11 protein-coding genes are annotated in these 15,546 nt (G+C 64.9%); 4 read left to right on the top strand and 7 right to left on the bottom strand.

Features of this window, described 5'->3' with window-relative positions:
* Positions 1 to 48: 48 nt before the first annotated feature.
* The 5 genes from J1M86_RS05050 to J1M86_RS05030 form a co-directional block, all read right to left on the bottom strand.
* The gene (locus J1M86_RS05050; RefSeq protein WP_206509028.1) at positions 49 to 699 is read right to left on the bottom strand and encodes an acetoacetate decarboxylase family protein; all 651 of its coding nucleotides are present in this window, start codon (positions 697 to 699) and stop codon (positions 49 to 51) included.
* Positions 687 to 2,390 (bottom strand): GMC oxidoreductase, encoded by a 1,704-nt coding sequence (locus J1M86_RS05045; protein WP_206509027.1) that lies wholly within the window; start codon positions 2,388 to 2,390, stop codon positions 687 to 689. Before J1M86_RS05045 ends, J1M86_RS05050 begins: the two co-directional genes overlap by 13 nt.
* Entirely contained in the window at positions 2,387 to 3,874 is a 1,488-nt protein-coding gene (locus J1M86_RS05040; protein ID WP_206509026.1) for an NAD(P)/FAD-dependent oxidoreductase, read from the bottom strand. Before J1M86_RS05040 ends, J1M86_RS05045 begins: the two co-directional genes overlap by 4 nt.
* On the bottom strand, positions 3,871 to 4,452 hold the full coding sequence (locus tag J1M86_RS05035) for a TetR/AcrR family transcriptional regulator (protein WP_206509025.1): 582 nt from the start codon (positions 4,450 to 4,452) through the stop codon (positions 3,871 to 3,873). The genes J1M86_RS05040 and J1M86_RS05035 overlap by 4 nt, the downstream gene beginning before the upstream one ends.
* Positions 4,453 to 4,618: 166 nt before the next feature.
* Positions 4,619 to 6,424, bottom strand: a complete 1,806-nt coding sequence (locus J1M86_RS05030; protein WP_307786535.1) for a multicopper oxidase domain-containing protein — start codon at positions 6,422 to 6,424, stop codon at positions 4,619 to 4,621.
* Positions 6,425 to 6,662: 238 nt separating this feature from the next.
* On the opposite strand from J1M86_RS05030, the gene J1M86_RS05025 reads away from it, so the two are divergent.
* On the top strand, positions 6,663 to 7,739 hold the full coding sequence (locus J1M86_RS05025) for an ABC transporter ATP-binding protein (protein ID WP_075838513.1): 1,077 nt from the start codon (positions 6,663 to 6,665) through the stop codon (positions 7,737 to 7,739).
* A gap of 51 nt (positions 7,740 to 7,790) precedes the next feature.
* On the opposite strand, the gene J1M86_RS05020 is transcribed toward J1M86_RS05025, so the two are convergent.
* Both J1M86_RS05020 and J1M86_RS05015 read right to left on the bottom strand, forming a co-directional pair.
* Positions 7,791 to 8,813, bottom strand: coding sequence for an aspartate-semialdehyde dehydrogenase (locus J1M86_RS05020; protein WP_075838514.1), 1,023 nt, complete (start codon positions 8,811 to 8,813; stop codon positions 7,791 to 7,793).
* Positions 8,814 to 8,817: 4 nt separating this feature from the next.
* Positions 8,818 to 10,083 carry an aspartate kinase gene (locus J1M86_RS05015; RefSeq protein ID WP_206509023.1) on the bottom strand — a complete coding sequence of 422 codons (1,266 nt, stop codon included), beginning with the start codon at positions 10,081 to 10,083 and terminating at the stop codon, positions 8,818 to 8,820.
* 391 nt (positions 10,084 to 10,474) lie between these two features.
* Between J1M86_RS05015 and J1M86_RS05010 the strand changes: the two genes are divergently transcribed.
* The 3 genes from J1M86_RS05010 to leuA all read left to right on the top strand — a co-directional run bounded on the left by J1M86_RS05010 (position 10,475) and on the right by leuA (position 15,495).
* Positions 10,475 to 13,147: a LuxR C-terminal-related transcriptional regulator gene (locus tag J1M86_RS05010; protein WP_206509022.1), complete on the top strand. Its 2,673-nt coding sequence runs from the start codon at positions 10,475 to 10,477 to the stop codon at positions 13,145 to 13,147.
* A 132-nt stretch (positions 13,148 to 13,279) separates the two neighbouring features.
* A complete protein-coding gene (locus J1M86_RS05005) occupies positions 13,280 to 13,507 on the top strand; it encodes a hypothetical protein (protein ID WP_206509021.1) in 228 nt (75 codons plus the stop codon).
* A gap of 176 nt (positions 13,508 to 13,683) precedes the next feature.
* Positions 13,684 to 15,495 (top strand): 2-isopropylmalate synthase, encoded by a 1,812-nt coding sequence (gene leuA / locus J1M86_RS05000; protein ID WP_206509020.1) that lies wholly within the window; start codon positions 13,684 to 13,686, stop codon positions 15,493 to 15,495.
* Positions 15,496 to 15,546: the final 51 nt, after the last annotated feature.

Below are 15,546 nucleotides of genomic sequence, written 5' to 3'. Positions count from 1 at the left end.
AGTATGCCCCTTTTCTGGACTAAGTCAAGAAAAGGGGCATGGGAGTGGCTACCTCGCGTCGACCTGCGTCGCAGGGCCGGTGGACATCGAGCCCGAGACGATCTGCAGACCGAAATGGGTTCCGGCTTTCACCCACGAACCCAGCGTCGGGCCGCTCGCGGTGACATCGACGCGGCACAGCCTCGCCTTGCCCTTCAGCTTCGCCCCGCCCAACTCGAGCACTGAATCATTCGGTTGCGCGAATCCCATCGCACCCATGATGGGCCAGGTAGGACCGATACCGCGCGAACTCGTCCGGACCTCCCAGGTCTCACCCGTGGCCGAGAAATCGCCGAGGACATCGCCGTCGAAGTCCGCCATCACCTTCGGCAGATGCCAGTGCGACCGGCCGCCGTGCACCGATTCCTCCGAATCGACCGCGATGAACGGCACTGCCATCCTCGGTATCACCCCCAGGCCGGAACCGGGGCGTCGGAGCACCGGGCTCGCGAGAATCTCCCGATACGGGCCAACCGGTGAACTCAGATAGTCGACCACCATCACCATGGTCACCGGGATGGAGGACGTCGGCAGCAACGCTCGCCCCGACACCGTCGCGCGGTGAAACCAGATGGTCGCTCGAACATCCGCAGGCCAGGGCGGCGGCGGGCTCTGCGGCCACTCGACACGCTCGGACTGCGATTCGGTCACGCTCCACATGTCGAGCTTCCTTTCACTGTGAGCGGCAGACGCAACGCGCCGGGAGCCGCTGCGGGAACCACCGGCCGACGGGGAGGCGTCGGCAGGATCTCACGGTACGCGGACCCGAGTTCGGGCCGCAGATCCTGCTCGCCCTTGTTCGGCCACAGCGCCAAGGCGCGTTCGGCTTGGGCGGTGATGGTCAGCGACGGGTTGACACCGAGGTTGGCGCTGATGGCCGAACCGTCGACGACGTGAAGTCCGTCGTACCCGTACACCCGGTGATACGCATCGACGACGCCTTGCTCGGCGGTTTCGCCGATCGCGCAGCCCCCGAGAAAGTGGGCGGTCATCGGTATGTTGACGATCTCGGCAATGGACCCACCAGGATCACCGCCGATCTTGTCGGCGAGGAGCCTGATTGCCTCGTGGCCCTGCGGAATCCACGACGGCGGCGGGTCACCGGCGCCCGGCTTACTGGTCAGACGTCGTCCGAACAGTCCCTTCTTAGAGCCCAGTTCGAGGGAGTTGTCGTCGGTCTGCATCACCAGCGCGATGACGGTGCGTTCGGACCAGCGCCGCACGGACAGACTCCGCCACGCGGCTCCCGGATGTCGCAGTGCCACACCGATGGTCTTCACCACTCGGGGAGTGCGGCCGCCGCCGTCGCTGAGAACGGTCTGCAGCAGCCCGATCGCGTTGCTGCCCTTGCCGTATCGCACCGGTTCGATGTGCGTGTGGTCGTCGGGATGGAACGAGGAGGTGATTGCCACGCCCTCGGTGTAGTCGATCTCGCGTCCGCGGGCCGTCGCGGCGAGCACGGCCTCGGAGTTGGTACGAACCTTGCTGCCGATTCGATCGGACAACTTCGGCAGCATCCGGTCTTCCTTCATGGCCAGCATCAGCTTCTGCGTTCCGTAGGTGCCGGCCGCGAACACCACCTGATCGGCCGTCAGCACCGTCTCCTTACGCCGTAGCTTTCCACCGGTTCGGCGCGTGATCACCTCGTATCCGCCACCCGGAGCAGGACGGACGCCTGTGACGGTCGTCAACGGCATCACCTCGGCCCCTGCCTGTTCGGCGAGATACAGGTAGTTCTTGACGAGGGTGTTCTTCGCACCCACGCGGCATCCGGTCATGCACGACCCGCATTCGGTGCAGCCGGTCCGCTCGGGACCGACGCCGCCGAAGAACGGGTCCTTCGACGGCTGTCCGGGCGTGCCGAAGAAGACGCCGACCGGTGTACTGACGAACGTGTCGCCGACGCCCATGTCCTCGGCGACCTCTTTCATCACCTTGTCCGACGGGGTGATCGACGGATTGGTCTCGACGCCGAGCATGCGCTTCGCCTGGTCGTAGTACGGTCCGAGTTCGCGGTGCCAGTCCGTGATCGAGGCCCACTGCGGATCCTCGAAAAATCGCTTGGGCGGCTGATACAGGGTGTTGGCGTAGTTCAGCGATCCGCCGCCGACACCCGCTCCCGCCATGACAAGGACGTCCGGCAGGAGGTGAATGCGTTGGAGTCCATAGCATCCCAGCGCAGGTGCCCACAGATACTTGCGCAGCCGCCAGCTGGTCTTGGGTAGCTCCTCGTCGGTGAAGCGGCGACCGGATTCGAGAACTCCAACGCTGTAACCTTTTTCGACTGCACGCAGTGCCGCGACACTGCCACCGAATCCAGATCCGATGACGAGGACATCGAAGTCGCTCATACCTGTTGACCTTCTTTCGCCGGTGCGCCCTCGTAGTGCCCGAGGTCGAATGTGCGTGTCGAGTTGCGGAACTTGAAGGTGTACGTGGGCCACATCACCGGGTTGCGCCCCTGAGCATCGAGGTACCAGCTCGAGCAACCACCGGAGTTCCACACCGTCCCCGCGAGCGAGTCGTGAATCCACGAGTTGTATTGCTGCTGCGCATGTTCGCTGACCTCCACCGATGCCAGCCGGTGATCGGCCATCCGGCGCAGCGCATCGACCACATAGTTGGCCTGCGACTCGAGCATGTAGACGATGGAGCTGTGCCCGAGGTTGGTGTTGGGGCCGTACATCAGGAAGAGGTTGGGAAATCCGTGCACGGTGGTGCCGCGGAAAGCGTTGGGACTGCCACCCCAGTGCTCGGCCAGCGTGCGACCGTCCGTACTGACCAGGGCGTTCGAAATCGGCGGTTCGGTGGGGGTGAATCCCGTGCCGAAAATGATCGTGTCCACTGGGTACGAGTTACCGTCCGCATCGATCACCGAGTCCTCGGTGATCCGGGTCAACCGGCTGGCCACGAGGTCCACGTCGTCTCGATCGAGCGTCTTCAACCAGTCGTTGGACAGCAGCATGCGCTTGCAGCCGAGAAGAAAGTCGGGCGTCAACGCGGCGCGCTTGACCGGGTTCTTGACCTGTCGACGCAGGTGAATCTTCGCGACGTTCGAGATCAGCGGCAGCACCTTGGGATGATGTGCGAGGGCGGTGACATATGCCTCGCGGTAGCCGTAGATGACGCCGCGCACTGCCTTCTGCGTCGACGGGAACCGCTTGTACATGGCCTTTTCGAGCCTGCCGAGGGTTCGGTCGAGGCGGGGCACCACCCAGGCCGGGGTCCGCTGGAAGACGGTGAGCCGCTCGGCCCGGTCGACGATCTCGGGCACGAATTGCACCGCCGAGGCGCCGGTCCCGATCACCGCGACCCGTTCCCCGGTGAGATCGTGATCGTGATTCCACGTTGCGGAGTGGAACATGGTGCCGCCGAAGATGTCGAGGCCCGGAACATCGGGCAGTTTCGGTGTCGAGAGCGCGCCGGTGGCCGCGACGAGTACTTCGGCGCTCACCGGTCCCTGCGAGGTTTCGACGTTCCAGTGCGATCGCTCGGGATTCCACACCGCGGAGGTGAGCTCGCAGTCGAAGACGATCCGGCTACGCAGGCCGAGCGAATCGACGACGCCGCGCAGGTAGGTGAAAAGCTCCGGTTGGCGCGCAAAGGTGTGCGTCCAGTCGGGGCTGGGGGCGAACGAGAACGAATACAGCGAGGTCGGCACATCGCAGGCACAACCCGGGTAGGTGTTGTCTCGCCAGGTGCCGCCGACCTCCGAGGCGCGCTCGATGATCAACACGTCCGCGCTGGGATCGTCGTCGAGAATGCGTGCTGCGGCGGCGATGCCGGCGAAGCCCGCTCCGACGACGAGTACGCGTACCGATTCTGGAACTGTCATGAGGTGACCACCTTCGACTCCCAGACAGGGAGCAGTCGGGCCCGAAGCGCAGCATCGGCGTCGGGCGTGCGGAAGAGTGCCGAGACCGCGAGTCCGCGGGCCAATTCGACGGTGAGTTCGATCGATTCGTTCGTCATGCGGCTGCCCATGATCGCGGTCGCGCCGCCCATGATCGCCTCGGAGACCCGACGCTCCAGCGGGACCATGGCCTCGTGCAGCGCCGGGTCGGTCCGCGCTGCCACCCACAGCTCGAGCGCCGCGTAGAACAGTGGGCCGGAGAATGCCTCGCTGAGCACCTCGACGCCGCGATCGGGATCGGGATCGGCCTCGAGGATCTCGGCGAGGCGCTTCTCGACGAGGTGTCCGACGGCTGCGGTCACCAGCGATTCCTTGGTCGGAAAGTGGTGCAGCTGAGCGCCGCGCGATACTCCGGCGCGGCGGGCGATCTCCTGAGTGCTGGTCTTGGCGAAGCCGAGTTCGACGAGGCAGTCGATCGCGGCGTCGAGCAGTTTCGCCTGCGTACCGGCCGTACGTTCGGCTTGGGTTCGCCTCTCTGGAACCTCGGTGGTTTGGGTCACACTTGCGACCATAGCGTCAAATCAACAAACAGTCCAGACTGCTTGTAAGTGAGCTGTGCGCGAGCGCGGGTCGCATGGCTGTTCGCGCAGGTTTCAGTCGTTCGCACAGGCTGCAACACGCGCGGACAGCCGAAAAGTGTGCGAAAAGCCGCGCGACCCCAGAGGGTCAGACCACCCGGTACCGCAGCATCATCTCGTGATCCTCGTGGTCGAGCATGTGACAGTGCCACATGTAACCCTGCAGCTCGGCCCCTGCGCCCATATCGTGCCCCGCGCCGTGGCCCATGTCGTGGCTCGAGCGATTGCCGCTGGAAGGCGCCGTGAACGTCGCATCGGGATCGAAGCCGAGCTCATCGCCGGTCGGGAAACGCACCAGAATGCGCGTCACCGTGCCGGGGTATGTGTTGACGGTGTCCTTCGCCCCCGCTTCCCACGCCGGCGGCGGTGCGAGCGGACCGGTGACATAGCGTTCGACCTCCGGCGCCCACTTGACGCCGATATCGGGCCGCGGGTGATCACGCATGTACGCCGCGAGATCCACCGGAGCGCGGCCGAGGGTGCGAAAGTGCACCAGATGCAGATGGATCGGGTGCGGCTCGAGCGTGGTGTTGACGATGTTCCACTGCTCGACGGCGCCCTGCGCCGGCATCTCGATATCGGGGTCGCTGTAGCGAAGATTGTTCAGTGTCATCATCGGCGGTGCCAAAGACAGTCCCGCCGACGGCTGATTGACCGTCACGGTCCGCTGCACCTGCGCGAGGGGTATCTCCGGGAGCAAAGCCGGTTGCCCCTTGCCGCCGCGATACATCGTCATGATCTCTCCTGCGAAACCGCGTCCCGACGCCACCCTGAACTGACAGAACAGCGGCATCGGTACCGCGCCCAGCGACGCGGCCTGTGCGGGCGGCGGCTCGTCGTTGCGGAGCTCGATCACCTCACCCGGCTCGACCGATCCGAAGTCCACCAACACGTCAACGCGTTCAGCGGGAGCCAGGCGGATGCTCTCGGTCCGGACGGGGGCGTCGAGCAAACCGCCGTCGTTTCCGATGACCCAGAACGTCATTCGATTGCTGAGAAACAGATTCCACACACTGTACGAACCTGCGTTGACGATACGGAAGCGGTACATCCCTCGCGCGACTTCCATCGTCGGCCAGATCTTTCCGTTGACGACGCCCACGTCGCCGGTACCGCCACCTTCCCACTTGCCTTGCGGCACGGTGATGTTGGTACGCAGGCTCATGCTGCCGTCGGGATTCATGATCTTTTCCTGCAGTACCAGAGGTACCTCGAATTCACCGGACGGTAGACCGAGCGAATTGTCTGCCGAACCCGAATCGAACTGATCACGAACAAGATTGACACCGACAAGACCGGCATAGACGTTGATGCGCGTCATCGACATAGCGTGATCGTGGTACCACAGACCAGCGGATTCGTTGAGCCCCGAGAATTTGTGCGTGAGGGACTCCCCCGGCTGCACGAGCATCTCCGAGTGACCGTCGCTCTCGGGCGACGTGATTCCGCCGTGCAGGTGCAGCGTGGTCGCTGTCTGCTCGCGATCGCGCTCGCTCAGGCCGTGCAAGGAGGTGTCGACGTCGGCGGCGAGTGGATTGCCCTCGGTGCTGTTGGTGTACCGCAGCGTCCACGGCTGGCCTTGCACGCTTTCGATCGTCGGGCCCAGGTAGTTGCATTCGCCGTACCCGAACGTGGGCCCCTCCGGCAGATCGGCATGGAAGCGATGCACACTGCTGCGCGCCTCGAGCGAAAGGTCGGTGCCGGTGAGCATCGGCAGCCGTGGCAGCTCGTCCCGGAACGGTTGCAACGGCGGAGAGTGGAACAGCAGCGGACTGTTGCCGCCGAAGATGTCGTCAGCGAACGCGTGGCGAGCCCGAGAACTGGACGGGAGCGCTGCCGCCCCCGCAACGAGCGCCATGACACCGGCCGCACGGAAGGCCGACCTGCGAGACACCTCGTTCAAGCCGTACCCTCCCCATCCCAGACCGTGGCATGGATACCAGCGGCATTCCGCAGGCTCCACTGCAAGCTTCACCCAGGGTCGTTCCGCAGGCTCCACTGCAAGCTTCACCCAGGGTCGTTCCGCAGGCTCCACTCCCGCCGCCATACTATGTTGCCTCGTCGACACCCGTCGACACCCGTCACTCGGATCGTCCGGCACGTTCCTGCCGGTGGAGGGATCACACATACCCATGGCATCTATCACGTTCGACCGCGCCACCAGGCTTTTCCCGGGCTCTGAGGTGCCCGCGGTCAACGCCCTCGACCTCGAGATCGCCGACGGCGAATTTCTCGTTCTCGTCGGCCCGTCGGGCTGCGGCAAGTCCACATCTCTGCGCATGCTCGCCGGCCTCGAGGAGGTCGACAGCGGTCGCATTCTCATCGGCGGCTCGGACGTCACGCATTCCGAACCCAAGGACCGCGACATCGCGATGGTGTTCCAGAACTACGCGCTCTACCCGCACATGAGCGTCGCCGAGAACATGGGCTTCGCGCTCAAGCTCGCCAAAGCCGGCAAAGAGGAGATCCGAACACGCGTCCTCGAAGCCGCGAAGCTCCTGGACCTCGAGGACTACCTCGATCGGAAGCCGAAGGCGCTCTCGGGAGGGCAACGCCAGCGCGTGGCCATGGGCCGGGCCATCGTCCGTCAGCCGCAGGTCTTTCTGATGGACGAGCCGCTGTCGAATCTGGACGCGAAACTCCGAGTTCAGACCCGCACGCAGATCGCGCAGCTGCAGCGCAGGCTGGCCACCACCACGGTGTACGTCACGCACGATCAGGTGGAGGCGATGACCATGGGCGACCGCGTCGCGGTACTCAAAGGCGGAACGCTGCAGCAGTGCGCCTCACCGCGCGAGCTGTACCGAACTCCCGCGAACGTCTTCGTCGCCGGGTTCATGGGATCCCCGTCGATGAACCTGTTCAGTGCCCCGATCACCGACGGCGGAGTGCGGATCGGCGACCAGGTCGTTCCGATTCCGCGCGATGTCCTCGCCCGCTGCAGTGGCTCCGAGGTGATGTTCGGCATTCGGCCGGAACACGTCGAGATCGTCTCGTCGGGATTGAAGCTCGAGATCGATGTGGTCGAGGAGCTGGGTTCGGAGGCCTTCGTCTTCGGTCGCGCCGACATCAACGGTCGGACGCAGACCATCGTCGCGCGTGCGGATTGGCGTGACCCACCCCAGAAGGGCGATGTGGTGGCCGTGCGGTTCGACGAGGCACATGCGCACGTCTTCGACGGGTCGGGCGAAGGCGCTCCGCGCATGTGAGTGGAAATACATAGCGGGCTATGTATTTCCACTCACATGCGCCGAAGGCGCCTAAACGAGCAGTTCGGCGATCTGAATGGTGTTCAGCGCCGCGCCCTTGCGCAGGTTGTCGCCCGAGACGAACAGTGCGAGACCGCGGCCCTCGGGTGCACCCGGGTCCCGACGGATACGGCCGACGAGAGAAACATCCTTGCCCGCGGCCTGGAGCGGGGTGGGCACGTCGGTCAGTTCCACGCCGGGGGCCGACGCAAGCAACTCTCGGGCTCGCTCGACGGTCAGCTCCCGAGCGAACTCGGCGTTGATCGAGAGCGAGTGTCCGGTGAACACCGGTACGCGCACGCAGGTGCCGCTGACCAGCAAATCCGGGAGACCGAGGATCTTGCGTGATTCATTGCGGAGCTTCTGATCCTCGTCCGTCTCGCCCGATCCGTCGTCGACGATGGCGCCGGCGAGCGGCAGCACGTTGAACGCGATGGGCGCGACGTACTTGTCGGGAGCCGGAAAATCCACCGAGGAACCGTCGTGGACCAGCTTCTCGACGTCGTCGATGACGGCGCGTGCCTGGGTGGCGAGCTCGTCGACACCGGCGAGGCCACTACCGGACACCGCCTGGTAGCTCGAGACGATCAAACGCGTCAGGCCTGCTTCGTCGTGCAGCACCTTGAGCACCGGCATGGCGGCCATGGTGGTGCAGTTGGGGTTGGCGATGATGCCCTTCGGGGGATTCTTCGCCTCCTCCGGATTGACCTCGCTGACGACGAGCGGCACGTCGGGGTCCTTGCGGAACGCCGACGAGTTGTCGATGACGACGGCCCCGGCCTCGGCGAAGCGTGGCGCCTGCTCACGCGAGAGGGTCGCCCCCGCGGAGAACAGCGCGATGTCGATGCCGGAGAGGTCCGCGGTGGATGCGTCCTCGACGATGATCTCTTCCCCGCGGAACGGCAGCTTCTTGCCCGCAGACCGAGCCGAGGCGAAGAATCGCACGGTGTCGGCGGGGAAGTTACGTTGCTCCAACAGTGTTCGCATGACGGCACCGACCTGGCCGGTGGCACCTACTACTGCAACTGTGGTCATTTTTCTACCGTCCTGTTCCTGCGTGTACGACCGCGACGTCCTCGCCACCGAGGTCGAAGGCCTCGTGCAGCACGCGGACCGCGTCGTCGAGCTGAGTATCGCTGCACAGCACCGAGATTCGGATCTCCGAGGTGCTGATCAAGTCGATGTTGATGCCGGCGTCGGCGAGTGCTTCACAGAACGTCGCCGTCACACCCGGGTGGCTCTTCATGCCGGCACCGACGAGCGAGACCTTGCCGATGTGGTCGTCGTAGAGCACCTGAGTGAAGCCGATCTCCGACTGGAGCTTGGTGAGCTTCTCCACGGCGGTCGGGCCGTCGGACCTGGGACACGTGAACGTGATGTCGGTCCTGCCGGTGTCCACCTTGGAGACGCCCTGCAACACCATGTCGATGTTGATCTCCGAGTCGGCGACGGCGCGGAAGACCTTGGCCGCGTAGCCGGGCGCGTCGGGAATGCCGACGACGGTGACCTTCGCCTCGCTGCGATCGTGTGCGACGCCGGTGAGAATTGCTTCTTCCACGGGAATGTCCTCCATAGATCCGGAGACGATGGTTCCGGGTTTGGTGGTGTACGACGACCGAACGTGTACTGGAACGTTGTAGCGACGCGCGTATTCGACGCAGCGCAGCATGAGCACCTTGGCGCCGCAGGCAGCCATCTCGAGCATCTCCTCGAACGAGACGGTGTCGAGGTGACGTGCGTTGGGCACGATGCGCGGATCGGCGGTGAAGATGCCGTCGACATCTGTGTAGATCTCGCATACGTCGGCGTTCAGCGCGGCCGCGAGCGCAACGGCGGTGGTGTCGGAGCCGCCGCGACCGAGCGTCGTGACGTCTTTGCTGTCCTGGCTGACGCCCTGGAAACCGGCGACGAGCACAATCGATCCTTCGTCCAGGGCGCTCCGAACACGACCCGGTGTGACGTCGATGATCTTGGCGTTGCCGTGCACGCTGGTGGTGACCACGCCGGCCTGCGAGCCGGTGAACGACCTCGCCTCGGCGCCGAGCGAGGCGATCGCCATCGCTACGAGTGCGTTCGAGATACGCTCGCCGGAGGTGAGCAGCATGTCCATCTCGCGCGCCGGTGGCGCCGGGCACACCTGCTGTGCGAGATCGAGTAGCTCGTCGGTGGTGTCACCCATCGCGGAGACCACGACGACGACGTCGTTGCCGGCCTTCTTGGTCTCGACGATTCGTTCAGCGACGCGTCGGATACGTTCGGCGGTGCCCACCGACGATCCCCCGTACTTCTGGACGATGAGAGCCACGCGTGTGTACCTCCGCTGCTTTCGGGTGCGATTGCTGGTGCATCTGGCCTGGCTACCTTACCGAGTTCCGGGTCCGATCCGCGCCGCGGGTACACCGGCACCACCTCTGACCTGCGACGATTCCGGCACAGACGCTCCCGACTCGAAATCCTGGGCCCGTTCGAACAAAGAGACCCGAAGCGATTCCGAGGCCCCGTCCGCTTCGGACGCCATTTCCCGGGCGCCAGATGCGAAAAAGGCCAACGAATCCGGCATCGAGAACACACAAGCCTCGACAAAACAGACCGGGCCACCCGATTTACAGTGTTGGCACCCCAAACCGTAAGGAACGTAATACTATTGGGCCGTCCGCCACATCGCTTGCGCCTTGTCAGTCGGGAGAGGGTTGCGTATGACCACGTTGCCCTACTCCACGCCCACGCTGCGCAGTCGCGTGCCGGCGCCCGGCCGGTCCACCATTCGACGTCGACGCTTGCTCGATCTCCTCGACCGCGCCGACACTGCCAGTACGGTCACGCTGCTGACGGCGCCTGCCGGTGCAGGCAAGACGACGTTGCTCGCCGACTGGGTAGCAGCACGCCGCTCTGCCACCAGCCGCGCGCTCGACGCCGAGGCGATCGCATGGCTCACTGTCGATGAATCCGACAATGACCTCGCGCATCTGCGCGAGGTCATCGTCTCGACGTTCTCACAGTCCGGATCGGCCGCCCTGGCCGCGGCCGTCGAGTCACTGCCCACCGCCGACGATCCGTCGTACGCGAATTTCACCGCCGCTCTGGTCGATGCGCTCGAATCCGTCGACGAGCACATCACGCTGATTCTCGATGACTGCCACCTCCTGCACGAGAACGACATGCTCACCGTCCTCGGCAACTTCCTGCGCTGGCCGCCGCGCAATGTCCGGACCATCGTCGCGGGCCGGTTCGAGCCACCACTGGCACTACAGAAGCTGCGCCTCGACGGCCTCGTGCACGACATCTCACCCTCGGCCGTAGCCTTCACCGAGGACGAGGCCTCACAGCTGTTCGCGCGGTCGGCTATCGAGCTCGATCCGAGTGACTCCGCCAAGCTGATGAACAGAACCGAAGGCTGGGCGGCGGGATTGCGCCTGGCAGCAATGGCGCTCACGGGTTCACAGCGCCCACCGGAAGTGATCGAGGCATTCACCGGCTCGCAGCACAGCGTGGCCGACTATCTCGTCGGCGAGATTCTGTCGCACCTGACCGCAGAGGTTCGCACATTTCTACTGGAAACCTCTGTGCCGGAATGGTTCACAACCGATCTAGCGGAGCGACTCACCGGCAACCCGCATGCACAGGACATCCTCGACGACCTCATCGCGCAGAATTTTCTCCTCGACCGGATCCCCGAATCGGAGCCCGTCTATCGATACCACCCGCTGATGCGCGAGTATCTGCGCGCCGAGATCGCGCGCCTCGGTGCAGCTCAGATACGCAACCTCGAGCGCGTCGCGTCGTCCTGGTTCAACGACTATCGGCAACCACTGCAAGCGCTCTCGCACAGCGTTCACGCCGGCGATTGCCCGGCGATTCTGGCGATCCTGGTCGAATCCGGACTCGGGATGGTGTTGCGCGGCAACTCAGCCGAGGTACTCAGCGCCATCGAGCACAGCCCCGTCGACGTCCGACGCGACCCCACCGCGTCGCTGATTTCCGCGGCGGCTCTGATGGCCGAGGGCAACACTGCCCCGGCGGTGTCGATACTGTCCGCACTCCGACGCGCGAACTACACGCCGCACGGAGATCGCGATGCCGAGATGCTGCGTCGGGCACTCGAGCTGCATGCGACTCTCGGGGCCGGAAATACCTCGGCAGCGCTGGACCGCCTCGAGCAACTCGACGTGGGAGCGTCCGGTTCACCCGAACTCGATGCGTACACGCTGATGGTGGTAGGTCTGGCCCACCTGCACCTGAGTCGATTCACCGCCGCACAGCAGTCCTTGTCGGACGCAGCGGCCAATGCCAGGGCCGGCAACCTCCACCTCACCGTCCTGGCCTGCCTGACGCTCGAGGCCGGATGCCAGTTTCTGGCCGGGCACCTCAGCGATGCGTTGGGCACCGCAGAACAGGGCCGGAAGTACGCACTGAAGTACCGCCTCCTCGATTCACCCGTATACGCAATGAACCAGTCGATCGATCTGATCGTTGCGGCCGTGCGGCTGGATCCGACATCGACACCGAATCCGGAGGACGTCTGGGCAGCCTTCACCGGATCACCCGTTCCCGCAGTCGCAGAGTACGGACGCCGTGCGCACTGGGTTGTCGAGGCAGCGCGGGCGTCGAACGCGCGCGAGGCATCCCTCGCTGCAGGTGAGAACCACGGGCGTCATGACCGGGAGAGGCTCGAGTTCGATCTTCCGGTCGTTCCTGCCTTCGAGGGTCTGCTGGTTCCGATGATCGCCCACCGCTACCTGGCGTCCGGGCAGGTGCATCGCGCCACCGAACTGGTCGAACTCACGGCTCGGCGGCTCGGACGAGTCGGGGAGGTCTCGGTGCTCGCCGCGGAGGTGCATCGCTTCAACGGCCGACTCGACGCCGCCGATACCGAACTGAACGCGGTGATCACCGGCAGCCGCCGCTGCCTCAACCAGGTCACGCTCGTGCGCGCACTCCTCGCCTCGGCGTGCGTGGCAGCAGCGCGTGCGCATCCCACTCGGGCGTTCGACACGGTGGTGCGGGCTTTGGCGATTGCGGAACCGGAGAACATTCTTCTGCCCTTCGCCGAAGCCGGCCGGCCCATTCGCGACATTCTCTCGCACAACCATGGGCGCTTCGGCGCCCTCGAGTCCTTTGCGGACCTCGCGCGCGCCGCGGTCCCGCAGGACGCGAACATGACCGCTCGCCGAACCTCGGGAGCATTGACTCGCCGGGAGCTCGAACTACTCCGGGAACTGCCATCGTGGCGAACCGCAGAGCAGATCGCTGCCGACCATTTCGTATCGGTGAACACCGTCAAGACACACCTACGAGGGATCTATCGCAAGCTCGAGGTGCGCTCTCGTCGTGACGCCATTGCCACGGCACACGAACTTGGTCTGCTCTGAGCACAGCAGCCCCGCATTACTCATCTCCTGCGGGTGATGCCGACCGGGCGCGGTGGATGGACGCTGATAGTGACGCCGGTAGCCCGGCCCCAAGTAATCACGATCCTTGCGGACCCGACGAGGAGCACGACCATGGCTCAGCCCGCCGACACACATCCGGTGCGCTACGAGTTCGTCGTCGAAGGCGACATGACCGACCGCACCAAAGCCGCATTCCCCGATCTGGCCGTGGCAAGGACGCCGTATCCCTGCACGCGATTGTTCGGGCCGCTCGAGGACGACACGGCGCTGCGCGGCATGCTGGCGCGATTCGACGCCCTGGGGCTGACCGTCGTCGAACTGCGCAGGTTGCCGGACTGACCGGTTCGGTCAACCCACGGGTGCGGAGGGTGTGTGCGGTAGTACACTCGGCGTTATGCAGCGCGCGCTCCTCCTCGATCGCCGCGACGGGGTCTGACACAGACTGGCTTCCCGTCGCGGGGTTCTTCGCGCCGGTCGATAACCATTTCAGGTAATAACCTCGGAGATCAAAGCCAATGTCACCAGCCGACGCATTCACATCCGGATCGCGCACCATCACCCCACCCTCGCGTCCCGCACCGAGCGATCAGCCCGTGTGGAACACGCAGAAGAATTCCTCGATGCCGACCTACCGCTACCGCCCGTTCGCGGAGGAGGTCGAGCCAGTCACGCTGGCCGACCGCACGTGGCCCGACAAAATCATCGACCGCACCCCGCAGTGGTGCGCGGTAGACCTACGGGACGGCAACCAGGCCCTGATCGACCCGATGAGTCCGGCCCGCAAACGCCGGATGTTCGACCTGCTCGTGCGCATGGGTTACAAGGAGATCGAGGTCGGCTTCCCGTCGGCCAGCCAGACCGATTTCGACTTCGTCCGCGAGATCATCGAGGACGGCGCCATTCCCCATGACGTCACCATCCAGGTGCTGACGCAGTGCCGACCGGAGCTCATCGAGCGCACCTTCCTCGCCTGCGAGGGCGCACGCAGCGTCATCGTGCACTTCTACAATTCGACGTCCATCCTGCAGCGCCGGGTGGTCTTCCGCGCCGAACGCGAGACCATCACCAAGATCGCCACCGACGGCGCACGCAAGTGCCTCGAGGTCGCGGCGAACTACCCGGATACGGAGTGGCGGTACGAGTACTCCCCCGAGTCGTACACCGGCACCGAGCTGGCGTACGCCAAGGAGGTGTGCGACGCGGTGGTCGACGTCATCGATCCCTCTCCGGCCAAGCCGATCATTCTGAATCTGCCGGCGACGGTCGAGATGGCAACCCCGAACGTGTACGCCGACTCCATCGAGTGGATGAGCCGCAATCTCGATCGCCGCGACAGCATCATCCTGTCGCTGCATCCGCACAACGACCGCGGAACTGGCGTGGCCGCAGCGGAACTGGGTTACCAGGCCGGCGCCGACCGCATCGAAGGGTGCCTGTTCGGTAACGGCGAGCGCACCGGCAACGTGTGCCTGGTGACGCTGGGACTCAACCTGTACACGCGCGGCGTCGATCCGCAGATCGACTTCTCCAACATCGACGAGGTACGGCGCACCGTCGAGTACTGCAACCAGCTGCTGGTGCCCGAACGCCACCCCTACGGCGGCGATCTGGTCTACACCGCGTTCTCCGGTAGCCACCAGGACGCGATCAACAAGGGTCTCGACGCAATGAAAGCGACTGCAGACGAACAAGATTCGGATGTCTCCGAGATCACGTGGCAGGTTCCGTATCTGCCGATCGATCCGAAGGACGTAGGCCGCACCTACGAGGCGGTCATCCGCGTCAACTCGCAGTCCGGCAAGGGCGGCGTCGCGTACATCATGAAGTCCGACCACGGCCTCGCGCTGCCGCGTCGGCTGCAGATCGAGTTCTCGCAAGCCGTGCAACGCATCGCCGACGGTGAGGGTGGCGAGGTTTCGCCGAAGGAGATGTGGGACGTCTTCGCCCAGGAATACCTGAGCCCCATTCGTCCGCTCGAACGCATCAAACAGCGCGTCACGGCTGCGGAGACCGACGGCGGCACCGACTCCATCGTCGCGACGGTCAAGCTCGAGGGCGTCGAGCAGGACATTTCCGGTTCCGGCAACGGCCCGCTCGCAGCGTTCGTCGACGCACTCTCCACCGTCGGTTACGGCGTCAGCGTTCTGGACTACTCGGAGCACGCCATGTCGGCGGGCGACGACGCGCAGGCGGCCGCCTATGTCGAAGCATCGGTCACCGGGCCCGACGGCAGCGCAGTCACGGTGTGGGGGGCAGGTATCGCGACGTCGATCACCACCGCCTCGCTCCGGGCCGTGGTGTCGGCCGTCAACCGCGCCCTGAAGTAGCCCCGCCGAGATCGAGGTTGTGCACGGATAGTCGCCGGAAACACAGCACAA

Source organism: Rhodococcus sp. KRD197, assembly GCF_017168235.1.
Taxonomy (GTDB): domain Bacteria; phylum Actinomycetota; class Actinomycetes; order Mycobacteriales; family Mycobacteriaceae; genus Rhodococcoides.
The sequence above is the reverse complement of the archived record's forward strand: the minus strand, read 5'-3'. Positions and strand labels throughout refer to the sequence as shown.